This window comes from Microvirga sp. VF16 (genome assembly GCF_016864375.1).
Taxonomy (GTDB): Bacteria; Pseudomonadota; Alphaproteobacteria; order Rhizobiales; family Beijerinckiaceae; genus Microvirga.
The window spans coordinates 427,975-451,362 of sequence record NZ_CP069357.1 but is presented as its reverse complement, the minus strand read 5'-3'; the positions used below and the strand labels follow the sequence as shown (position 1 = coordinate 451,362).

General features: G+C 62.2%; 19 protein-coding genes and 1 pseudogene. 2 read left to right on the top strand and 18 right to left on the bottom strand.

Translation table 11 applies throughout. From position 1 onward, the window contains the following. Nucleotides 1-388: 388 nt before the first annotated feature. From fdxA to JO965_RS41210, 7 genes are all read right to left on the bottom strand, one after another. Nucleotides 389-727, bottom strand: coding sequence for a ferredoxin FdxA (gene fdxA / locus JO965_RS41235; protein ID WP_203446834.1), 339 nt, complete (start codon nt 725-727; stop codon nt 389-391). A 537-nt stretch (nt 728-1,264) separates the two neighbouring features. Next, entirely contained in the window at nt 1,265-1,909 is a 645-nt protein-coding gene (locus tag JO965_RS41230; protein WP_203446833.1) for an NrsF family protein, read from the bottom strand. Continuing rightward, nucleotides 1,906-2,463 (bottom strand): sigma-70 family RNA polymerase sigma factor, encoded by a 558-nt coding sequence (locus tag JO965_RS41225; RefSeq protein WP_203446832.1) that lies wholly within the window; start codon nt 2,461-2,463, stop codon nt 1,906-1,908. The genes JO965_RS41230 and JO965_RS41225 overlap by 4 nt, the downstream gene beginning before the upstream one ends. A 166-nt stretch (nt 2,464-2,629) precedes the next feature. Next, the gene (locus JO965_RS49090; RefSeq protein WP_256451950.1) at nt 2,630-2,764 is read right to left on the bottom strand and encodes a hypothetical protein; all 135 of its coding nucleotides are present in this window, start codon (nt 2,762-2,764) and stop codon (nt 2,630-2,632) included. A gap of 18 nt (nt 2,765-2,782) precedes the next feature. Next, entirely contained in the window at nt 2,783-3,223 is a 441-nt protein-coding gene (locus tag JO965_RS41220; protein ID WP_203446831.1) for a DUF411 domain-containing protein, read from the bottom strand. A gap of 21 nt (nt 3,224-3,244) precedes the next feature. After that, nucleotides 3,245-4,684, bottom strand: a complete 1,440-nt coding sequence (locus JO965_RS41215; protein WP_203446830.1) for a multicopper oxidase family protein — start codon at nt 4,682-4,684, stop codon at nt 3,245-3,247. 119 nt (nt 4,685-4,803) lie between these two features. Then, nucleotides 4,804-5,109 carry a hypothetical protein gene (locus JO965_RS41210; RefSeq protein ID WP_203446829.1) on the bottom strand — a complete coding sequence of 102 codons (306 nt, stop codon included), beginning with the start codon at nt 5,107-5,109 and terminating at the stop codon, nt 4,804-4,806. Between the two features lie 1,145 nt (nt 5,110-6,254). On the opposite strand from JO965_RS41210, the gene JO965_RS41205 reads away from it, so the two are divergent. Beyond that, nucleotides 6,255-8,660: a heavy metal translocating P-type ATPase gene (locus tag JO965_RS41205; RefSeq protein ID WP_203446828.1), complete on the top strand. Its 2,406-nt coding sequence runs from the start codon at nt 6,255-6,257 to the stop codon at nt 8,658-8,660. A gap of 1,056 nt (nt 8,661-9,716) precedes the next feature. After that, on the top strand, nt 9,717-10,367 hold the full coding sequence (locus tag JO965_RS41200) for an isoprenylcysteine carboxylmethyltransferase family protein (protein ID WP_203446827.1): 651 nt from the start codon (nt 9,717-9,719) through the stop codon (nt 10,365-10,367). Between the two features lie 1,070 nt (nt 10,368-11,437). Here the strand turns inward: JO965_RS41200 and JO965_RS41195 are convergent. The 11 genes and pseudogenes from JO965_RS41195 to JO965_RS41150 form a co-directional block, all read right to left on the bottom strand. Then, nucleotides 11,438-11,713 (bottom strand): hypothetical protein, encoded by a 276-nt coding sequence (locus tag JO965_RS41195; protein ID WP_203446826.1) that lies wholly within the window; start codon nt 11,711-11,713, stop codon nt 11,438-11,440. 410 nt (nt 11,714-12,123) lie between these two features. After that, complete coding sequence (locus tag JO965_RS41190) at nt 12,124-12,765, bottom strand: NrsF family protein (RefSeq protein WP_203446825.1); 642 nt, start codon at nt 12,763-12,765, stop codon at nt 12,124-12,126. Nucleotides 12,766-13,331: 566 nt separating this feature from the next. Next, nucleotides 13,332-13,496, bottom strand: coding sequence for a hypothetical protein (locus JO965_RS41185; protein ID WP_203446824.1), 165 nt, complete (start codon nt 13,494-13,496; stop codon nt 13,332-13,334). Between the two features lie 1,034 nt (nt 13,497-14,530). Then, a pseudogene (locus tag JO965_RS41180) lies at nt 14,531-16,311 on the bottom strand (glycoside hydrolase family 15 protein). Nucleotides 16,312-16,344: 33 nt separating this feature from the next. After that, nucleotides 16,345-17,160 carry a glucose 1-dehydrogenase gene (locus tag JO965_RS41175; RefSeq protein WP_203446823.1) on the bottom strand — a complete coding sequence of 272 codons (816 nt, stop codon included), beginning with the start codon at nt 17,158-17,160 and terminating at the stop codon, nt 16,345-16,347. Nucleotides 17,161-17,460: 300 nt separating this feature from the next. Continuing rightward, a complete protein-coding gene (locus JO965_RS49085) occupies nt 17,461-17,592 on the bottom strand; it encodes a hypothetical protein (RefSeq protein ID WP_256451949.1) in 132 nt (43 codons plus the stop codon). A gap of 220 nt (nt 17,593-17,812) precedes the next feature. Further along, on the bottom strand, nt 17,813-18,232 hold the full coding sequence (locus tag JO965_RS41170) for a hypothetical protein (protein ID WP_203446822.1): 420 nt from the start codon (nt 18,230-18,232) through the stop codon (nt 17,813-17,815). A gap of 260 nt (nt 18,233-18,492) precedes the next feature. Then, nucleotides 18,493-19,062, bottom strand: coding sequence for a hypothetical protein (locus JO965_RS41165; protein ID WP_203446821.1), 570 nt, complete (start codon nt 19,060-19,062; stop codon nt 18,493-18,495). A 166-nt stretch (nt 19,063-19,228) separates the two neighbouring features. Continuing rightward, entirely contained in the window at nt 19,229-19,654 is a 426-nt protein-coding gene (locus JO965_RS41160; protein WP_371827029.1) for a CBS domain-containing protein, read from the bottom strand. Between the two features lie 162 nt (nt 19,655-19,816). Beyond that, nucleotides 19,817-19,975: a hypothetical protein gene (locus JO965_RS41155; RefSeq protein ID WP_203446819.1), complete on the bottom strand. Its 159-nt coding sequence runs from the start codon at nt 19,973-19,975 to the stop codon at nt 19,817-19,819. Between the two features lie 239 nt (nt 19,976-20,214). Continuing rightward, nucleotides 20,215-22,896 (bottom strand): NAD-dependent epimerase/dehydratase family protein, encoded by a 2,682-nt coding sequence (locus JO965_RS41150; RefSeq protein WP_246777219.1) that lies wholly within the window; start codon nt 22,894-22,896, stop codon nt 20,215-20,217. Nucleotides 22,897-23,388: the final 492 nt, after the last annotated feature.

Genomic DNA, 23,388 nt, shown 5'->3' with positions numbered 1-23,388 from the left:
GTTTGGCAGACTTCATGTGGGGCGTCCTGGACTTGTCCCTTTTCCCATACCTTTGCAGGAGGATGGACTTCTCGCGCTGGCTTCTCGCCCCCATGGCTGTCGCGCAAAGCGGCTCGATGGCAACCTTCGTCAAAGCGCCGCAACTGGATTTTGACAGTGATCGGGGTCCAAGGCAGGGTGGGATGATCAACAGGAGCCACCTTCCCAAGCGGCTCAGCTCGACATCTCGGACGCAAAGGTCACCTCGGTTGATCAGGTTTCGAGACGAAACCCGCCACAGCCACTGTCAACGCTTACCAGCGTCCTCGGCTCGATGCGACGAGGGTTAGACCATTCGCCTGTGTCGTAAGCGCCTTCTGCAACCGCGAAGGTTATCGAGAGTCATCCATCAGTCTCCCCCTCCCGGTGCGCAGGAGAAGTATCGCTCGAACTTCCCCGGGACGCCGTTCCATTCGTCCGCATTGGCGGGCGGATCCTTCTTGATCGTGATGTTGGGCCAGCTCTTGGCCATATCGGCATTGAGCTTCAGCCACTGCTCGAGACCCGGCTCCGCATCGGGCTTGATCGCCTCGGCGGGGCATTCCGGCTCACAGACGCCGCAATCGATGCACTCGTCGGGATGAATGACGAGCATGTTCTCGCCCTCGTAGAAACAGTCGACCGGGCATACCTCCACGCAGTCCATGTATTTGCACTTGATGCAGTTATCAGTGACAACATAGGTCATGGATCACTCCGGCGAGATCGGCCTCAATCGGCACTGGATCGAGGCGGAGGCACACTTGGCAGTCCTGCGGCGCATCGAGCTCGTCTCGCCCCCGAGATTAACGATTCCGTGTCGGAAGCGATGTCCATCCTGCATCCCCTCGGAGGCTTTCCGGCTTTCTGACGCCAGGACGTTGACACGTGCTCCCGGGCTTGCGGAGAGGTCCTCCTGTTTGGAGGCGGATGGAACGGCAGCGAGCCGCATGTCGTGAAACACCCGCAAAGCGCAGTTTGCGCCGAAGCAGTGTAGCTCCTCACCTCGTGTCCAGCGCGGCGGCCGGCCCGCGGCCAGATCGAGGGGAACGACGTCGGCACTGGTGCCATCCACCGTCTCCGAGGTTGGCAAATTGGGACGCCATCCGAGGATTGACCTCGATCATCGTCAGGCGCTCGCTTCGTTCGCCGTGCCCGCGGCAACCAGGGTCCGCTCGCGCGCCGGATTTGCGATATCAGCGGTGTGCCGGTCCGACGCGGGATGACGTGCCCATGCTAGACGGCGTCACCAGCGGAGGAGCCGCGGCCCAAGCATCGCCCCTGCAAGGGTGCACAGAGCGATCGTGCCGCCATACCAGAATGCGATGAACGGCAGCGAGTCGTCGGTGCAGTGGAGTGCGTAGCCCATGGCGCTCACGCCCCCCGCAACCAGACCTGCGAAAGCACCGGTGCGCGCGAGATCGGTCGGAGCCGCCACCCGGCGCACAACCCAGACGATCACGGTGAACGGGAGCACAGCGATAATGGGAATGGACAGGAGGCACTCCAGCCACATGTCGCCGACGATCATCGCCCGCCAATGCGCAGTCGGGGCAGAGGCAAGGCTGATCGCCCCGAGCAGCATGACCGCTGCGAATGGTACTGCCGCGAGTGCAAGCCGTGTCCGCCGCTCGCCGCCGGGGCGGACGAGCTTCGTCAGAAGGGCCAACGCCGTCAGGACGATGCCAACCGTAAAGGCGAGCTTCAGGATCAGGAAGGTCAACGCGCCAGCCTCCTCCAAATCGGGACGGACCCCAAGTATGAAGAGCGCCGTGCACAGAGCCACGGCTGCCCCGGCGGCGACCGCGAGGCCAAGATCGCGCGTGAGCTGCCGACGATCCACTGGCTCGATGTTTGTGCTGAGGAGATCGATCAATTCGTCTGTCTTCATGTGTCCTTCCCGTTGGCGATGGTCGCCGCCAGCGCTTTGAGACCGCGATGCACGTTGATTTTGACGGCGGATTCCGACATGCCGCAGCGGGCTGCCGCCTCGGCCACGCTCAAGCCTTCGAGCTTCACGCAAAGGATCGCCCGGCGCATCTTGTCAGGCAACTGTGACAGCAGCCGGTGCAGGTCGAAAGCACTCTCGGCGCCGACATGGTCGTCTTGCGCCATAACCTCCATTGCGTCGTCGATCGGCACGTCAGTCATCGACGGCCGGGTGTGCCGCAGATGATCGATGAGCTTGTAGCGCGCAATGGCATGGACCCAAGGGGTAAACGGCTCGGCCGGATCGTAGGTATGCCGACGGGTATGGATCGCCATTAGCGCATCCTGCACAAGATCCTCCGCTTCCTCGGCGCTCCGGTCGATGCGCGCCAGCCTGCCCTTGTAATAGGCCCGCAGATGGCGGCTCAGCCGCTGAAGAAGCGTCCGATGGGCGGCCGCATCGCCATTCAGCCCAGCTACCATCAGCGCCCGAAGCTCGGTTTCGTCCGTCATCATGGGACCGTCACCTCCAAGTTCGAGCCAACGGACGATCCGGTTACAGCCTCACGCATTCGTGATCGTAGAAGACGATCTTGGCGGAACGCTTCACCACGCTCCCAGGGAACGATCTCAGGCTCAGGCGGCGGTTCCACAAGGAGGATGAGGACCAGAAGATGGTGTCTCATCGCCCACTCCGGAACACGTATTTGGCGAGCGCCAGGATAGCCAGGACGAGGGTGACCAGAAGCAGGAGTCCAATCAGGCCCATGCCCCACATCATGCCGCCCATGAGATCAGGCATCATGTCATGCATCATGAATCAACTCCAGCGTGATCACTCGACCGCGTAAACCTTGGGCGTTGCGTCACCCGAGATCTCGTACATTGTGAACGGCTCCACCTTCCGGCCAGCCATTCCGGGCGATCCCATCGGCATTCCGGGCAGAGAGATGCCCTTGATTGCAGGGCGTTCGGTGAGAAGCCTGTTCAGCGTCGTGAGGGGCACGTGTCCCTCGACGACGTAGTTACCGACGAGGGTGGTGTGGCAGCCCTCGAGGTCTGCCGGGACGCCGTGCTCCTTCCGGATCAGGGGCAGGTCGTGGGTCATGACGACTTTCACGTCGAACCCGCTCTCACGCAGATACTTGGCATACTCCTCGCAGCAGCTGCACTGTGGGTTCTTGTAGAGCGTGGCTTGCTTGGCGGTCTCGGCTGCGAGTGCCGGACCGGCCAGGGTGAGCGTGAGGGCGGCGATCGCAGTGTTGAGGATGCGCATGTGATATTCTCCTATGCTGGGTTAGGCTGAAGCAACCCGGATGGTTCCCATCATCCCGCCCGCCTGGTGCTCCAGCACATGGCAGTGGAACATCCAGTCGCCAGGATTGTCGGCAGCAAAGCCAATCTCGACCCGCTCCCGAGGGGGAATGAGCACGGTGTCCTGCCATTCGCGGTAGCGCGTCGGTACGCCGTTTCGGCTCAGAACCCGGAAGGTGTGGCCGTGGAGATGCATGGGGTGCCACCAAGCCGTCTCGTTCGCAATCGCGAGGACGTGAGAACTGCCGTGGGCGAGGGTCGCCATCGGCTCATGGACATGGCCGGTGGCGGCGACCCCATTGATGGCCCAGACAAGCCCTTGGCGCAGCATCGAGCGGATGTCCATCAGATCGCCGTGAACCATCGCACCGGTCATCATGCCCATCATGCCGCCGCCGAGGGTCACCTCATGGCGCCGGGCAGACGACAGGTCCGGCTCTCGCACCGGGTTGGCGGGAAGTCTGGGGACTGGAGTCGCCCGGACCTCGCGCAGAGGCTCGCCGGTGTAACTGAGCTCGAGCAGCTGGTATTCGAGGCCTTTGTAGAAGCTGTCGACGACCTTGAATCGGCTGCCCGGCCTTCCCGTCATGTCGAGCACGAGATCGACCCGCATCGCCGGCCCAAGCACGACTTGGCCGCCCGCTGGCTCGTGCGGCTCGACGGGATGCCCGTCCAGCGCCACCACCATCGGCGAGTGGCCCTCAAAGGTCAGGCCGAAGATGCGGGCGTTGGCGGCATTGATAAGCCGCAGCCGGATCCGCTCGCCGGCGCGGACCTCGAAGGCTTCTCGGACGAGCCCGTTGACGGTCACCGTATTCCCGATGCGGCCGGCGTGGCTGACGTCGTGCAGGTTGCCGAAGTCGTCGCTGATCGAGCCATCCTTCAAGAGCCGCCAGTCGCCAAGCATCCAAGTGACATCGCGATCGACCGGGTAGGGCTCATTCTCCTCGACGATGAAGGGGCCATAGAGTCCCCGGCCGGCCTGGGCAAAGCTCCTCTGGTGGGGATGATACCAGAAGGTGCCGGCGTCCAGGCAATCGAACTCATAGGCGAAGGTCTCACCAACGCCGATCGGGGGCTGGGTCAGCTGCGGCACGCCGTCCATCGGGTTTGGCACCCGCACTCCGTGCCAGTGGACCGTGGTCTCCTCGGGGAGCCGGTTTTCAATGAGCACGCGCACGCGCTCGCCTTGCCGGACCCGGATCTCGGGGCCGGGCACCTGGCCATGATAGGCCCAGACCTGCGTCTCCGCACGCGAGGCGCCAACGAGCGGCACCTGCGCCGGAGCGGCGTTGAGGCGGTATTCCTTGAGGGCCGGGACAAGCGCCCGCGCACCGCGCGGCAAGGCCGTGGCAAGGGCCAGTCCGGCGCTGCCAGCCAGGATTGACCGGCGACTGAGCCCCGGCCTAGAATATTGTGACATTATATCGTCCTGAAGTTCGGCAAGATCGGACACAGTCGCGCCGCGACGGCGTCCAAGAGCGGTCGCACACCGGCCTTCGCCGAATGTGCGGCGTCAAGCGCAGCCGCGAACGGCACGCCTCAGTTCAGGATGGCGGGTCTCGGTGGAAAGGGATCTGGCGGGCCGCGAAGGCTTTCGCCGTCGATGGCGGCGTCGGTGTGTGCCAGCGCAACCTCGATGGCTTGAATGTCCAGCGGAACCGGCAGAACGGCGACGAAGCCCGTGCATACGGCGGCTGAGCAGGCGGGCACCGATTTGCCGCTCTCGTCGCAGCCGTTGCATCCGTCAGGCATCGGCGCGTCCAGCGCCGCCGCCGCCATGGTCGCGCTCATGTGTGCGGCCTGCACCCCATGCGCCGCAAACCCCGCCACAAGGGCGAGGGTCAACAGAATTGCGCTCCAGCGACGGATGACATCCGGAATCATGGATCCAAAGATAGCATTGAGCCCGCGCATCCGCAAAGGCGGTGTGGCCGAATGTCGTGCTTGCGGTGGTAGCGAACGCCTCTAGGTGGACGGCCGCCGCGATGTTTGTGGCCCTGCGGGATGGGCAAATCGTGCAGCCGGGCGATATGCTCACTCGGCCATCGTGCAACGGTTTTCATGCCTGCAGTGAAAGACGCGGTATTTTGATACCAGCCAGGATCTGAGAGGCGGTTCTCGGGTGGAGAACCCGACCCTGCATTGCCCCATCGCCCAGCAACCGAGTCAAGCCGTGTATTGAGTGAATCCGGGCTCACCGGCGGCTCACGGGAAAGCAATTCACGTTCCATCGAGAGGTTGTCGGTTGTTGCATCCGGCTGGGCCATCACCCCTAGTTGGTGGTTTTTGCCCCTCGACCGCGCTGGTATCCTGGCGACGAAGGATGAGATCCTGGTCATGCCACGCTCGCCTACGAGTGTCACGTCCGATGCGAAAGCGACTGCCGCCGCGCCGCCGTTAAAACCGTTGAGCGGCCTTTCGGGTCGATCACGTCGCCGTGATGCTTGTAACCGGACCCGTTTTGATCACGAACTCCTAACGAAAACCGCCAGTTACTCTGATGGAAGAGACTCATGCATCTGGTTTCCTCCACCACTTTGGCAGGCGCCAGTCAGCAAGGAGCAGAGACGTGAGCGCGAGCAAGTCGCATCCGACCAATGGCAAATCCAGTCCGTCCGGCCCGGTGGCTCCTCCCGGGCCGTCCACATCCGCCAGCGGCGGCCCCAAGTTGAAAATTGGGCCAGCAAGCCGCCCCGCCGCGTCCGGCTTCTCGTGGGGAATGGGGCTGTGTATGGGGGTCGGGCTGTTGATCCTGGCCCTGGCCGTTGTCCAACTGCTCCGGTGAGAGACGTGGGCCCGCCCACTACGGTCGGTTCGATGGCCGCTGGCTGACGGGTTGCGCGTTGCTGGGCGAGAGCACACGCCCCCGTCGCTCCCGCGAAGCGTTGGTGAGCGATCCGCGGAGCGGGGCGCACTTCGGAATATTCGTGCGGGAACGTTCGCGAGCCGCAACACTTCCCCTGAGGGCTGAAGAGTACGAGGGAATCCCGATGAGGCACGCTGAAAAGGCGGAAAAGAAGGACCACTCGTGCGGTCATGATGCGTCAGCTCATGGGTACGCGAGACCGCCCGGTATGCGCGCGGCCGGGCCTGAAGTGGAGCATCCGGTCAAGGATCCCGTTTGCGGGATGATGGTTGATCCGCACACGACTCCTCACCGTGCCGAGCACGGCGGACGGCCATACTACTTCTGCTCCGCCCGCTGTCGCGAGCAATTCGAGACCGATCCGGCCCGGTATCTCTCGCCCGAGGAAGCCAAGAAGACGGACGAGCCCGTGCCTGAGGGCACCATCTACACCTGCCCCATGCATCCGGAGATCCGGCAGGTCGGCCCGGGCTCCTGCCCAATCTGCGGCATGGGCCTCGAACCCGTTCTGGTGACCGCCGAAGCGGGGCCCAATCCCGAGCTCGTTGACATGAGGCGCCGGTTCTGGATCGGGACGGCGCTGACGGTTCCCGTCGTGATTCTGTCCATGGGCGGGGAACTCACGGGCCTCACCCATGTGATCGGCCAGCATGCGTCGAACTGGCTCCAGCTCCTGCTCGCGACCCCGGTCGTGCTCTGGGCTGGGTGGCCTTTCTTCGAACGCGGCTGGCACTCCCTCACTGCCCGCAGCCTCAACATGTTCACCCTGATCGCACTCGGCGTCGGGGCCGCATGGGCCTACAGCACGGTTGCGACCGTCGCACCAGGGCTCTTCCCCGCGACCTTGCGAGGCCCCGACGGGGCGATCCCGGCCTATTTCGAGGCGGCGGCGGTCATCACCGTCCTTGTTCTGCTCGGTCAGGTTCTTGAACTGCGCGCCCGCGAGCAGACCTCCGGCGCGATCCGGGCCCTGCTCGATCTCGCGCCCAAGACCGCACGACGCATCCGCAACGATGGCTCGGATGAGGAGATTGCACTCGAGACGGTCGCGGTCGACGACCGCCTGCGGGTCCGGCCGGGCGAGAAGGTGCCCGTCGATGGCGAAGTCATCGAGGGACGATGCTCCGTCGACGAGTCGATGGTCACAGGCGAGTCAATGCCAGTTACCAAGGAGCCTGGGGCGAAGGTGATTGCCGGCACCCTGAACCAGACCGGCAGCTTCATCATGCGTGCGGAGAAGGTCGGACGGGACACGATGCTCGCCCGTATCGTGCAGATGGTCGCGGAGGCGCAGCGCTCACGGGCGCCGATCCAGCGGCTCGTCGATCAGGTCTCCGCCTGGTTCGTCCCGGCCGTGATTGTCATCTCCATCCTGGCCTTCCTGAGCTGGTTCTTTGTCGGTCCCGAGCCGCGCCTGTCCTTTGCTCTCATCGCCAGCGTCGCTGTGCTCATCATCGCCTGCCCGTGTGCGCTGGGGCTTGCGACGCCGATGTCGATCATGGTTGGTGTTGGCCGCGGGGCCCAAGCGGGTGTGCTGATCAAGAACGCCGAAGCCCTGGAACGGCTGGAGAAGGTCGACACCCTTGTGGTCGACAAGACCGGCACGCTCACTGAGGGCAAGCCGAAAGTCACGTCCTTGCAGCCGGTTGAGGGGCTCGCCGAGGCGGAGCTCCTGCGCCTCGCTGCGAGCGTCGAACGCGCGAGCGAGCATCCTCTGGCGACGGCCATCGTCGCGGCGGCAACCGAGCGTGCGCTGTCCTTATCGAATCCGACCGAGTTCGATTCGCCGACCGGCAAGGGTGCGCTTGGAACAGTGGATAACCGGCGCGTAGTGCTGGGCACCGCCAAGTTTCTCGCCGCGCACGGTGTGGATGTCGCGTCTCTGTCGCAGACGGCGGACGATTTGAGGCGGGAGGGCGCGACGGTCATTTTCGTCGGGATCGATGGCCGACCGGCCGGTACGATTGCCATTGCCGACCCGATCAAGTCCTCGACGCCAGAGGCGCTCGCCGCTCTCAAAGCAGAAGGCATCCGGGTGGTCATGCTCACCGGCGACAACTGGACGACGGCCAAGGCGGTCGCGGCGAGGCTCGGCATCACCGATGTCGAGGCCGAGGTTCTGCCTGAGGAGAAGAGCGCCGTCGTCAGCCGACATAAGGCTGCCGGCCGCGTGGTCGCTATGGCCGGCGATGGCGTCAACGATGCCCCCGCGCTTGCCGCGGCCGACGTCGGCATTGCCATGGGCACCGGAACCGACGTGGCGATCGAGAGCGCCGGCGTGACGCTGCTCAAGGGCGACCTCAACGGCATCGCCCGAGCCCGACGCCTCTCGGAGGCCACCATGCAGAACATCCGCCAGAATCTGTTCTGGGCCTTTATCTACAATGCTCTTGGTGTTCCGGTCGCGGCGGGCGTGCTCTTCCCGTTCCTTGGGATCCTGCTCTCTCCCATTATCGCTGCCGCAGCAATGGCGCTCTCGTCTTTGAGCGTTGTCGCGAACTCCCTGAGGCTGCGCGTCGTCCGGTTCTGACGCGTTCGGGCAGAGGCGAAACGATGGGCTCCTCCGTGCATGGGTTCCGTCGGTCGCTGTGAGCAGAGACGTGAGGAGATGGCTCAGCATCTGGGGAACACCACTGGCGGCAGTCCATAGACGCAAACAGCCCCTGCCAGCATGGGAAGTCCCGCACCCGAGCGACGGCCCGCCAGCGATCAAGCTGGACGCCCTGAAGCCGTGCCGAATTCGATGCTCGCAGCGATCCTATCCGATCAGGGTGACGGGTACGCCAGATGCCACTGTCTGGACAGCGGACGCAAGCGAGTCGATCAAGGGCCACGCGAGAGCGATTGCGCCGACCGCAGTGGTGACGCCCATCGCAATGCAGGGAAATCGCGCCGCGTGGCTTCGACGATTAGAGCTGGAACCATATCTTCCATGACTTAGCGCCCATGCGTCTGACTCGATGTCATTCCATTCGGGCACTTGTGGCCCGAACCTGCCGGATAACAGCCAAACGTCGTTCCTCGGATCAAAGAACCGTTCGAAGAGAGCAGGAGCCTCCGGAGCCCGAACGGGCATGGCGCATTCGGCCTATATCAGACCGCGATCCACAGGAGGACCCGGACAAGCTACACACTCACGCCGTGACGGTGCCCTTGCGTGCAGCCACAGTCCCTATTGTGCCAACGGATGCTTGCCCCTTCGGGCATGTCTATCAAAAGCGCCAGCTTGGAGCGATCACGCCCGGCTCCGCAGTCCCGCACGCCCTCAAAATCTCCAGGTTGTCTGGGCTCCTGAGTTTCTCCCTCGAGAATGTTCCGCTCTCCCGCCAGAAACCTTCGCGGACGATCCGTGCGGTGAGCTTGGTTCGGAGGGGTGCGGTATCACAGGTCTGTGAGCCTGTAACCAGAGCCGGTCGGCGACCGAACAAGAGAATAGGCGGTCGGCACCAACAGAGATGGTTGGGTTGGCGGGTTGGCAACGGCAGGGACTGTGCCACGGCAGTGTGGCTTCTGCTCTTGCCGCTCCTCAGCACCCAACGACACCGGCCGCAGGATTGCCGGTCAACACCGATGAGGAGAGGCTGTGATGAACACCGTCGCCGAAAGCTGGCAAGGCTACTTTCCTTTGGCAATCATGATGATCGTCATTGCCTCGTGGGGCCTGTATTACTTCCTCGCTCCCGCCAGATGGCGTGAATGGGCTGGTGCAGGATTAGTACAGGCCTTCATTATCGCGCTCTATGCTGAGATGTATGGCTTCCCGCTCACCATCTACTTTCTGACGAGCATTCTCCCAATCGACATTCCGCTGGCCCATCCAAGTGGCCATCTCTGGGCCACCCTCCTCGGATACGGCCCTATCGGTCAAAGTGTCGAGATGGCTCTCGGCTTCATATTCATCATTGCCGGCCTGATCTTCATCGCCAGAGGATGGACGAGGATCTATTATTCCGGTGGCGATCTGCGTACGGATGGCATTTACAGCGTTGTCCGCCATCCCCAGTATACTGGAATTTTTCTGGTCATTTTCGGGCAGCTGATTCACTGGCCGACGATTCCGACGATTGCGCTCTCACCTTTTATCATCTGGGCGTACGTGCATTTGGCGCGCAAGGAAGAAGCGGAGATGGTTGGGCGGTTCGGCAGATCCTACGCGGAATATCAACGCAGGGTACCGATGTTTCTCCCCCATTGGTCCGACGTGCAGCGGGCCATCGCCGCCACAGATAAGCCATGAGGGCACCTCTGAGGGCACCTCTCGAAGCCCAATGTATTTGGCGAGTGCGATCGAGGCGGTGACTGCGACAATCTCCTCCACGTTGCGCATCGGGAAAATCTGAGTTCTGACACAGCGCTCCAAAGCGGTCGGCCGAGATCTGGATCGGTCTTGATAAACCGGCACAGATCACCCGGGTGACGGGTACCGATAAACCGTCTGCGATGCCGATCGAAGACTCTGTAGTGCAACCTATTAAATTGGTGACTGGTGCGTCTCGCCAACCCATTGCGGACCTCAAAGTCTGCGCGACCATCCACTGCCGGCATCGGGAGATGTGGTCCAGCTTTAGGCTGCTGGCCAATGACTACTGAACGAGCGGAGATGAATCCCGTGAGCAATTCCGCTACCCAGACCGAGCTGAGTCACGCCATCCTCCGCTATATCGGGCCCCCAGATACGAGGACGCCGTGGTCTGATCGCCGTTGTCATCTTGTTCGTCGTCTCGGTGCTTGGTTGGGACGGCCGTGAATCGGAGCCGTGGGAATCGCTCCTCTCCTAGCGCTCGCACCTTGTGCTGCAATGTGTGCGCCAGAGCCCGGCATGAACCGCTCATGCAAACCAGAAGGGACAGATGTCACATGATCGGCCGATCGAAGAGCCCATTCTTGCAAGAGGCCGCGATCACGAACAGCTCAGGACACGGCACTGACCAAGGGGCTCGCTGGCCGGTATCGGATCCGGATTCATCAGAAGTCGAGCTTCACGAATGCCGGGAAACCGCCGCGCACAGGCGCCTGAAGCGAGACTTGCCGTTGCGTCGAAGAGCTCAGGGCCGGGGCTCTCAAGCACATGCATGGGCAGGTTCTAACCGGCCACCCCGGAGCCAGCAAATGCAGCAAGGAAGATGCTGAACTTCCGGCGGCCGATTAATCTTGTGCGCGTGTCGCGAGGGGAACCAAGGTGGCGAGCACTGCGGGCCTCCGGCTCAAGAAGAGTTACTCTTGCCGCCGCGTTTATCTCGAGAGTTTTCCACTGGCCCCGAGCCGAAGCCGGGCCGATCCTAGGATCGGCCCGGCCAAGCTCTTCAACTAGGGTCTATTCTGGGGCTGAGCCGGCGGAGCGCTCGGCGTGCCTTGGCTCGGCGGAGTCTGCATCATCTTATTGCAGCTCTCCATCATCTGGCTCATCTGCTGCATCATGTTCATCATATTCATCGTGGGCATTGTGCCGCCTTGCATCATACCCTGCATGCCCTGACCTGAGGATCCGCTCGGGGGCGCAGGCTGCTGGGCCGCCACGCCGGCAACACCGAGCCATGCGGTCGCGGCAAGGCTCGCGGTGAGGATCGTAAAGAGCTTAGCCATGGAAATCTCCTTTCTGGCTTTGGTGGGGACGATCGGCGTCTGACAGAGCCCGTGTGCAATCCCTCATGGGCTGCTCACCAGGACCGTGCTGGGGCAGCGCCCGCAACATCGGCGAGCACCTCACGGATTCGTTCCTGCTGTTGCAGGGCGACTGCGGTCCGTCTCCGTTCGTCTCATAAAGGTGCTGCTCGCGCCAATAGGCATTGTCGCCCAAAACCTCGACAATCATCAGGCCCGGACCAGCGCGCCGGCCAACGATGACCGACGGCTGGCAATTCAATAAACGCAGCATTTATGCTCTCGACCTCCCATCTGTTGCTTTAGGCGGCAGGTTCTGCCGTGCATGGAACGGCCAACAGTCCTCGGCCGCAGAAGGGGCTTGCGTGGGAACAGATCAGAGACGCCACAGCTTACCAGCGCAGCAGGCGCGGCCCGAGCTTGGCTCCAGCGATGGCACATAGTGCGATCCCGCTCCCATACCAGATTGCGACGAACGGCAACAAACCCTCTGTGCTATGCAATGCATACGCTGTGGCACTCACACCTCCGGCGGCAATTCCAATGAGCGCGCCAGTGCGGCGCAGATCCGTTGGGGCAGCTTGGCGTACGGCCCAGATCATAGCTGCGAACGGCACAACTGCCGCCGCAGGGATGGCGAGGAGGCATTCAAGCCAACGTTCTCCCATCATCATTCCATCCCAATACGTGCTGGGTTGCAATAGAAGCCCGACCGTCGCGACGAGCACGAGGACGATGAACGGGACCGAGAGCAGGCTGAGGGGCGTTCCGTTCTCACCCCCCGGGCGAGCAAGCTTGGCCAGGAACGTGGTAGCCAAGGCAACAACAGCGACGGTGAACGTCAGTTTTGCAATTACAACAATGAGAACACTAGGCTCGCTCAGGTCCCAACGGACCCCTATCGCATAGAAGACGAGTGCAGTTGCCGTTACTGAACCAGTGATGACAGCCGCGGCGATGATACGCGGAACCTGCTGAGGGTGGACAGGTTCAAGGTTTGCGCTGAGCCGATTGATCAGGGTTTCCGTTTTCACGGCTTCCTCCTTCAGCCTGCCAACGTCGGCGGGCAGGCAATCGGCAGACCGTTCCTTGTAACGGTCAAGTAATACTGAGCCGAGCCTTGAACCACGCCGCGGCCGACGGGGCCTTCGAAGCGGCCTTGCCGGCGCAATGGCCGATACTGCTCTCTTGATCTCTTAAGTTCGCACGAATAATGCCCAACGTTACATGTTCACGCAATTGTGACAAAGCGAGGGACGGCCTGTTGCTGCCTGCGGCCATCACGGTTTCTCGGTTCCGCGCAGGCCCTATGCGCGTTTGACGTTCGTTTCCATCCAACGCCGGGCGCAGAGTCGATTGTGCTGACATGAGGGGAAGCTGGCGATGATGCCTCGGTATCCTTCCGCTGCTGACACCGATCAAACTCCCTATCCCACCAGGAATGTGATTACATACTCCACCGGCCCTCAATCGAGGTCGATTCGCACCAGGATCACTTGCGACGCCGGCGGCCAGCAGGCTGCGAAATCTGACATGATCGCCGGAGGCAGCTCCCGGCCCGAGTCTCCCTGTCGAAGCCAGACAGCTGTACTGTTCGGGCTCAGATGGTCTTCGTCTGACCTGGTCCACCGCCCTGCCAGCCGGCGGAGGCTGGCGCGGCCCGCTTACTGTCAAGCTTGTGGCAGTAGAAGAGGGTGCCGAGGAGAAGAAGGAAGACGATCACGATCTTCACGAAAAACCGATAGCTGCGGCTGGCTTTGCGCACGATCGACGGCCTAACGCGCCGCCGCCGCATGCCGCGCCGAGAACCCGGAATGACTGCGCTCTGCCGAAACTTCTTCTTACTTGACATGACAATGGAGGGCTACTGGCACAGATGCATGGACTCTCATCCAGGAAGCGAGCCGAAGCCGAACCGTTGGCCTTCGTTTCCACCCATGCTCAGAACAAGAAGGACTGCACTCAAGCACATTGACCGCCGAATTCAACGCATGATGCATTGTTCTCCTCCCCTGCAAACCGGCGGGTGTGCTTGAGGGTTAGTTCGCCAAATTACGCAAGCCAGTTACACCGCGTGCCCGAAATTCTCCTGGACGAGGGCAGCAAAACGAACCGGACTCCACAGACAGCCCATGGGGCATGGAACGGGATGGATGACACGGCCTCGATGGCCCTAAGCACCGAACCAGGATCCACTGGATGAGGACATTTCATCGGTTGTCCCGGGCTTTGGCGGTGCATCCGTTTCGCCAGTACGGGGACCACTACGGGATGGATCCGCCACGGCAGCGCCACTACGCCGGGATGGTCTGTCGGGCAGACAAGACCGCATCGTGTGCAGCCTGCCCGCTCGAGGTGCGCGCGACTGGCTCCCCGGACCCTCTCTCGGCTCTCGCTCTCAGCTCCTGCTTCGGTCTCAGGTCTTCCGCCATCTTCATCGGACACCGGGGTGGCGCGCGACTGTGTTCCCACGCTACCCGCTGTCGCATTGTCATGGATCCCCCGATATCGGCAGTGCGCTCACCATTCTGGCGGCGCTTTTTCGGGCTGGGTCGGTACCGCTTCCGATGCTTGGAAGGAATTTGCGTTCTCAGGAGAATGTGAGGACGGCCACATGTTCAGCGGGGCCATGATTGCCCGCCGTGGCAGGCGGCAGCGCTCAGGTCGGGTCTACCCGAGCGTGGATGCTTCTAGGTCCGGCCACAGGGTATCGGCAGCAACTGGAGGAGGGCTAGCAGTGAACCTAGCCAAACGATCCTCTGCTCAGGCGACAGCCGATGATTGTGCTCTGGAGGCCCGCTAAGCCGCTGGACTTCTGGCGGTAGAGAGGTTTCGTGCCGTGTCAGCAAGAGCCAGGTGACTGAACGCCTGCGGGAAGTTCCCGAGCTGTCGCCGCGCTCGTGCATCGTACTCTTCGGCGAGAAGGCCAACATCGTTGCGAAGGTCAAGCAGGCGTTCGAACATGCGACGCGCCTCGTCGTGCCTGCCTTGCAGGATCAGGTTGTCGACGAACCAGAAGCTGCAAGCCAGAAAAGCCCCTTCGCCAGGCGGTAGCCCGTCTTCGGTCTCTGACGTGTCGTAGCGGAGCACCAGCTGCTCTCGCATCAGACGGTGCTCGACTGCTGCCACGGTGCCGCGAACGCGAGGGTCCGCCGCTGGCAGGAATCCCACGAGCGGAATCATCAGCAGGCTTGCGTCAAGCTGCTTGGAACCATAGGACTGGACAAAGCTGCCAATCTCCGGATCAAACCCGTTCCGGCAAACGTCCTCGTGGATCATCTGTCGAAGCTGACGCCACTGGTCAACCCGCCCTTTCAGTCCGAATGCCTCGACGTTTTTCACGGCCCGGTCCAAGGCAACCCACGCCATGACCTTCGAATGCGTGAAATGGCGCCTGCCGCCCCGCACTTCCCAGATCCCCTCATCGGGCTTGTCCCAGACCATGGCAACATGCTCGATGAGAGATCGCTCCAGAGCCCAGTCCGCATCGCACGGGGCAAGTCCAGCACACCGGGCCTGATAGAGCGCGTCGGCAACCTCGCCATAAACATCGAGCTGGAACTGTCCATGTGCCGCATTGCCGATGCGCACCGGCTGCGATCTCTCAAAGCCGGGCAGCCAGGGCACCTCCCAATCGGTGAGGCGCCGCTCGCCTGCGACGCCATCCATGATCTGCATCTGGTGCGGACTGCCGGCCACGGAACGCAGCAGCCACTCGCGCCAGGCTCTCGCCTCGTCCTGGTATCCAGCATCCATGAGCGACAGAAGCGTGAAGGTGGCATCCCTTAACCAGCAGAACCTGTAGTCCCAGTTGCGTGGTCCCCCAACCTGTTCGGGCAGGGAGGTCGTCGCGGCCGCGACAATGCCGCCCGTGGGAGCGTACGTAAGCGCCTTGAGGGTAATGTGCGAGCGCAAAACTGCGTCACGCCACTCTCCTGTGTTCTGGCAGCGGCTCGACCACTCGCGCCAGAATGCTTCCGTGTCCGCGAGCGCTTTGACGGGATCAATTGGATCAAGCGGCTCCTGGTGAGAAGGTCCGTAAGAGAGAACAAAGCCGACCGTCTCCCCTGCGCCGACCGTGAACTCGCCGACAGTCTTTAGATCTTCGCCGTGGAGAGGAACCTGCGTTCGCAGCACCACCATATCCGGGCCAGCCACAGCACGTAAGCCGACTCCGCTTGGCAGGCGCGTCACCCACGGGACTGTGGTGCCGTAGTCAAATCGGATCACCAGTTCAGTCTGCATAGAGACAAGACCACGCCGACCAATGACAAGTCGGATAAGGTCTGACGCCGCTCCCCGGGGTGGCATGAAGTCGATCAGGGTGACGGCCCCGTCAGCGGTCTCGAAGTCGGTCTCCAGAATGAGGGTACCATCGCGGTAGCGCCGGTCTACACCCGAGGCCGGGTCGGCTGGCGCGACGGTCCAGCGCCCGTGCTCGGGCTCGCCGAGCAGCGCGGCGAAGCAGGCACCTGAGTCGAAGCGCGGCCAGCACAGCCAGTCGATTGAACCCGTACGTCCCACCAGGGCAGCGGTCTGACATCGCCAATCAGGGCATAGTCTTCGATTCGCGACGCCATGCAATGATCTCCAGAAATGTCAGAGTGGAGTTCTCAGCCGTTGTCCCGAAACCCTGGGTAGAGGGTCATCCCACCGTCGATAAAGAGGGTCGTGCCGACGACGTAATCTGCGTTATCTGAGGCCAGCCACACCGCCGCATTGGCGACGTCTTCAGGCTCACCACCCCGCCCGTAAGGGATCAGCTCGAGGAGCCTACGCTCAGCCTCCGGCATTTCCCAGGCCTCCTGGTTGATTGGCGTCCTGATAGCGCCTGGAGCAATCCCATTCACGCGGATGCCATGTTCCGCCGTTTCCTGGGCGAGGCTCTTCATCATCATCATGACCCCGCCCTTGGAGGCGGCGTAGTTCACGTGCCCGGCCCAGGGGATGACCTCGTGGACGGACGACATACAGATGATCTTACCCGCAGCCCGCGACACGGATGGGTCGATCCCCTGGGTAAGGAAGCGCCGCACCGCCTCACGAGCGCAGAGGAACTGGCCTGTGAGGTTGACATCAAGAACCCGGCGCCACTGATCCTGACTCATCTCGGGGAAAGAGGCGTCCTTCTGAATACCGGAGTTTGCTATCAGGATGTCGATCCGGCCGAAGGTCTCGAGAAGTACGGCAAACATCGCCTGGACCTCGACCTCATTCGCCACATCGGCCTTAAGCGCCAAGGCCTCGCCGCCTGAGCTGCGGATCTCGGTCACGATGCGCTCCGCGGCCTCGGGATGCGAGTGGTAGTTCACCCCGACTGCAGCTCCGGCAGCCGCGAAGGCACGAGCGATTCCTTCACCGATGCCAGAACTCCCGCCAGTCACAAGAGCTTTTTGTCCACGCAAGGGGCGGACTGGATCATAAGGCATCGATCTCTCCTCCGAGGGCGTTGGCCGTCGAGTAACGGCCCGGTCACGCCGCAAAAGGCCGAACCAGGGGGCCACGCGCCCTTATAGAGCGTTTGATAATCTGAACTCCTGGCCGGGTAATTTCACTAACGCGCATGGGCAAGCGTTGGGTCACACCCGGCCGAAAGATTCCAAGCCCATCCCGCAAGGAACCTCGATCCGACCGGCTGCGTGCCACTGGATCCAGTATGGCTTCCGCTGCAAGTCGACTTCCGCCTGGGCTCTTACGAGAAGCAACGCAGCACGATGCTGAGTGCAAGTTCACGGCTCGTCCGGTCCTCGCCCGGTCCCATCAGGCAGGTGCTCCCCGCCTGCCGGCTTGTGTTCGACATCGAACCCCGCCAGGAGAATAGCCCCGTTGATCGTGCTGGTATCAAGATGGCTACGCACCATGATCTCTCCACTTCCAAGATTAATGTCTATGGAGGCGGCAGGGTCGAGAGATCTGATCGACTGCTCCAGTGTCTCTGCGCAGCCTGCGCAAGAGCTTGGCGATATCAGGAAGCATCGCATTCTGAGAGACATGCAGCCTGTTCCACTTGCACTCAATGGTAAGTAAGATTGCCAACAGAGTCGACTCTTGGGTTACCCTCGGACCTGCAATGTGCCTCGCTCAAGGATTGTGCATGGCATCGCGCAGCGCAAACAAGTCGCGCTCGATCCGCCTCAAGGCATCCGCTTCAGGTGTCTTCGGGTCCGAGGGGTTCGCTTTTGAGTAACTGACGACCAAGCCGTCGCCGCGCCCATGCAGCCATATTCTCGAGCCGAAGAGATCCACCACTGCGAACTGCCCCCAAGAGATCTCGGAGGTGGCCGGCAAAATGCGGCGCAGCTGATCAGGCGTGATCTCGTGACGGTGTTCAACACCAACCTCAAGAGGAGCGAAGCGGCTTGGCCAGTCACGCGGCTCCCAGTCTCCAGGGAGCACATCAGGGTAGACGGAGAGCCCTGCAATCAGCTCGCCTTGCGAGAAGAGTGCAAAATCGGCTCTCCGAATCATGATAGAGAGTTCCCAGATCACGCGGTCGACCATTGCCTTTGTCTCCGCCATGGCCTTAATGACAAGCTTTACCCGTCGATTTCAGTTCGACCAAGGCATGTAGACACCCCAATGGCCGCTCGGTTTCCAGTTCGAGTATAAGCTTGGAGAGCCTAACCGAGGTCATTGGGACCGCACAGCCTTTCTCGCTCGAGAGCAGTGAATCTGGCCTTTCTGGCATCTGCGATCGTCCAGCATCGTGGTCACTGCCCATGCCGGTTCGGCTGCCACCGCGGAGGTTGGGCGGAACAGCGCTAGTGGTGATGGTCTGCGCCGCCGCCGCACCCATCGGACAGGTCCCAGATTGCGGCGACCTGCGGGCCAGTGAAATCGTGCTCGCGGATCAGGTACTTCGCGAGCCCGCCATAAACCTTCCAGCGCCAACATTGGCAGCAGCATGGCCCGCGCTCGTCCGAGTTCGCCATTGCATAGGCATATGCCTCCTGCTCCGTACCTGTGAGTTCAAGCGGGTAGTATGTCATCAATTTCGAGGCGAGACCGGCCGGGATATCATAGGGATCTGTCGGGATTGCGGATATCCCCCAGTACGCTTTGAGACCTCGGACTTGTTCGATGTAGCGATGCTTGTCCATGGGGCTGCAGCAGGAGCCCTGAAGCATCTGCATGGATGACATCGTGGCGATCGAGGCTTCGAACTCGCGGGAGCAGTTGCTGTTGCCGTTCGCACTGAGGTACGCGAAGCGGCTCGCAAGGACCTCATCTGCCGGTTCGTCCGCCATCGCCTCAGACGTCAGCGGGTTGCCCGACAACACGGCCACTGCGACAAGCAGGCTGAACAGAACTTTCGAGATTTGGGTCACCATTGCTAAAGTCCTCCTGCAGCCGATCCACGCTAGGCCGGTTGGACCACCAGCCCCATCGTATGCGGTGTCGTCATCGGTGATGTGACCATTTAAACCGCGTGTTAGATCACCGCTACGACAGGTGTACTGACGGGGCTAACAGGGCTGCGTGCATCACCTTTCGGCATTAGCAGCACCCCACGCGCGAGGCCTCCGCTGTGGGACGCGAAACGTCACGAACGACCCTGGCAGTCTCGTTCTCTGGCGCGTGCTGGGCGATGTCGGCCTGCGAGACCATCCCGCAGCATGAGCCATTCTCGTCCACCACCGGGACGCGGCGGATCTGGTTTTCCTCGAGTGTCTTGCAACAGTCCTCAAGGCTCGTACCCGGTGTGACGGTTACGACAGGACTCGACATCACCTCGCGCACTGGGGTTTCGGGGGACTTGCCTTCAGCGAGCCCTCGACAGCAAATGTCTCGGTCGGTCACGACCCCGATCGGACGTCCTTGCTCGTCAACCACCGGAAGTTCACCACAATCTTTGTCGGCCATAAGCTTGGCCGCATCCTTCATAGGAGTTTCCGATGCACAGCACGCCGGATTCGCCGTCATGATCTCTTGAGCCTGCATGTTCTGTCCTTTCCTTGTTGTGGACCGCATGCCCCCGTCTGTCGTCGCGTCCCAGCTAAACGCACTCCTGGAATCTTCGCTCTTGGGGATGGATATAACTTGCTAGGTATCAACCGGGTCGAACCCGATCTACAGGCCCTCCAGTCACTCATCGGTCTGCCTGACAAATTCGCGGCTTCGGAATGTTCCCTCGCGCCATGTCCCGTCTATAGTGCCGGAGTTGGCGATCCGCCTGAGGGCCATCATGGCGGCGCTGTTGATGAGGATGACGATCTGACCCCGGCGCTCGATTGTGGCGTTCACGCCATCCCGAACATCGTGGGCCGTGACGCGTCCGGTTTAGCCAACAGGGTATCGCCAACTCTCCGAACTGCCACTTGCTCCCTCGGGGCTGCAGTCGATGAGTGCAATCTTGGCACCGTCGGATCCGAACCGCTCGACAGCATCCCTGCTGATGCCGCAGGTGGACTCGATCACGATGGCTACCGCGTCGCATCGCGTTCTCCCGGAGGCTTCGTGTGTCGGCTGCTCGGCAAGTTCGTTCAAATAACATAGCGATCCCAACCAGCGTAGTGTTCGCGGCTTCGCCTGCCACGCGGGAGGCTTAGGCCAATGAGGGCCAACCCAATCGCGACGCTCGCCAAGGACGCCAGCGTCGAAGCTCCTTCGAGAATCCAGGGTGCCACAACAAGCCAGGCGCCGAACAAAAAGTTGATCAAGCGGAACGGGCGCGCGACCTCGGCAGTCGCAATGATGGCAACGGTGATGGTGAGTGCGCCAACCACATGATCGCTGTTCGCCATTGCACCCGACGTGCCGAAGATGAGCCGGGTCAGCATCAGAAATGCGCCGATCGCGATCGAGGCGCCGAGTGTCCACGGCAGGGTGATCCCGCGCAACGTGTCGGTCCAGAACGCAGCCGGGCTCGCGAGGGCGTCCGACGTGTCCTCCTGGCCGCGGTCAACGGCGCCGCCTTTGAAAAAGGTGCGGATGAGCGGCTTTCCGCGACAGTGCGACCAGTAGAGAAACTGCCCCATCGCGATTACCTCATCGACGGCAAACGGAATCATGATCAACATGGCGAGCGCGGCGATGAGCGCCGGCGTACTCCAGGTGCCAATGATGAGTGGCTGAATGATGATGAAGTAGATGCTGACCACCCCGAGCGGGATCACGAGGATCCCGAAGAAGGTCACCATCCAGGGCATCGTGCGCCAGCGGTCGCGGGTGCCCATGACCGCCATGAGAATTTCAAGCATGTAGCTCACGGCACCGAGTCCCGCATCGGGAATCGGCCAGGCCTTTGAGACGGATGACGTAATGATCTCCTCGGTACCATTCCTTGGGTCGGCGGGGCTGCCTGCGAAGAACGGCTCCCAGGCATAGTCCACATGTCCGAGCTGGTAGGCGGTGAGCATGCGCGCGATGAGCAGGCCGATGAGTCCCATCGCGGCGATCGGCAGCCGTTGCGCCGCGGTCGAGGGGCAGTAGGTCCATCCCGGTGGCACGACCTTTGGATCCATCATGCCTTCCATGCTCATGCCCGGCATCATCGGGACGAGCACCGAGAACGCGATCACCAGCGCGCCGACGAGAAGGTCGTTCTGGTACTGGGCGGCGCTCGGGCTCCACAACAGGAGCGGTGCAAACAGGAGCCAGATCCCGACAAACGTGTTCGCCCACTGCGCGAACCAGGCCGTGCGCTTAGACAGCGAGAGAAAGCCGAACAGGGCGATCAGCAGGCCGCTGACAACGTCGCTGGCCATCAGGATGCCCGCGCGCCACTCGACCGACGGCAGTCCGCGCTCGGCCGTGACCGCCCGCACGGTGGCGCTCACCGTCTCGCTCGTCATGGCGTCATACACGAGAGGACTGGCGGCCAGCCACAAGCCCAAGCTGATATTGGCGAAGTGGGCCCAGCGGGTGCGGCGGGCGTCCTCTTCCATCATGACCATATGATCGTGGCCGCCGGAAGCCGTCATTCCGCCGTGGCCGGCGTGATCGCCTTTTGCCATCGGCGCGTGCCCCATGGCGGCGTGCTCGTGCGGTGTGCGATCCGGCGGCGGACCTGAGCCGTGATCCTTCTCACCCAGCTTCACCCCTCCCGGCGCTGGCCGCTGGCCGTACCAGGCGACGAGCGCCGAGTTAAGTCTGTTGGCCTTGTACCATCCGGTGGGATTGCGCTTAAACGCCGCAACGATCTTCGGGAGTGTCTCCCGCAACGAGTGCGTCGGCTCCCAGCCGAGCAGGCGGCGGGCCCGCGTGATATCGAGCACATAGTGGTCGTTCGACTGCTCGACCATCCAGGGCTTGATGAAGTCGTCGGCACCAAGCACCTCATTCTGAACCCACGCGCCCGCCATGGCGAGAGCTTTTGGGACGCGGATTGTGGTCCAGTCCTCGCCATGCATGGCTTCACCGGTGATATTTTGTACCTCGGCGTAGCCGAGGACCTCCGGTTCGCCGACAAGCAGCGGCAGCTCGGAGGGCAGCTCACGACGGCGATCAATGAGGCGGGCGATCGCATCGGTGAGGTCGTCGAGGTGAACAAACGATTGCCCCGCACAGAGCATGCCGGGGTAGAAGTGGGCAACGAGCCGGTGCTCGTAGATCCGCGCCACCTGCTCGGCAATGAACGGCGAGTGGCCGAGGTCGTCGTAGACGCCGGCAATGCGCAGCATCACGACCGGGATGCGGCCGCGCCGCTCGCGCAGCAGGGCTTCCGTGCGCACCTTCGACTCCGGATAGGCCCAGGTCGGTTCGATGGGTGAGTCTTCGTTGATGGTCTCGTCCGGCCGATCGGTCGGCTTGTGCACCAACATCGTGCTGGCGAAGACGAACTGCTCGACCTCGAATGCCTGGAGCCCGTCGATCAGCCTTCGTGTACCCTCGACAGTGATCTTGTCGTAGAGCGGGTTGGCCTCGCCCGAGATGTCATAGTAGGCGGCCAGATGCACGACCGAGGCGATGCTTCTGCCAAAGCGGCGCCGCACCTCGTCAAGCGCAGCAGCCAGCTTTTCGCCGGAGCTCAAGTCAAGATCGACAGCGTGAGCTGGTGCCGGCGGGTCAGGGGGACCGGCGCGATCAAGACCGACAAGCGTAGAGCGGTCGGACAAGCGCTTGATGACGGCGCTGCCGATAAAGCCGCTGGCCCCCGTGATCAGCACGACCGGCTTGTCTTCAGTGGCCTTTGCTTCTGCAGCCATCAGGGGCTGGGGCGTCATGAGCGGGAACCTCATTTTCGCTCTGGCGGAGAAAGAACTCCTAGTGGCTGAGAAGGTTCGAACTGAGGAGGGACCGAGTCCAAAGCATGATTGAATCGAGGACTTGGTTCCATGGACGCTGGCGTCAAGTTGGGGCTTGAGCGTCCAACACGCGAGCACGGCAAGACCTGCGATCAAAATGCAATTTCTGCCTCTCCTTCCTGGAGCACCGACCATGCCCTTTCGGGTAGTTCGATAGGATGCGCAAACCGGTTACACGGCACGTGTAAAATTCTGGGGCGATGGCGATGGACAGCAGCGAACGTGTTGGACGGCGCTGGCTCTCGCCTCAGCTGCGACTGGCCGAACGCCAAGAGTGCCCGGCAGTTCGCCGGGGCAGCCTCAGTCCGCGTGGCCCAACGAAGATGCAAACAGGAGGTGGCGACGCCCCCGTAGGTGATAGCAGCCACCAGGGCCCTTGGATACAAACAGTCCCGTTGCACCAGCAATGGC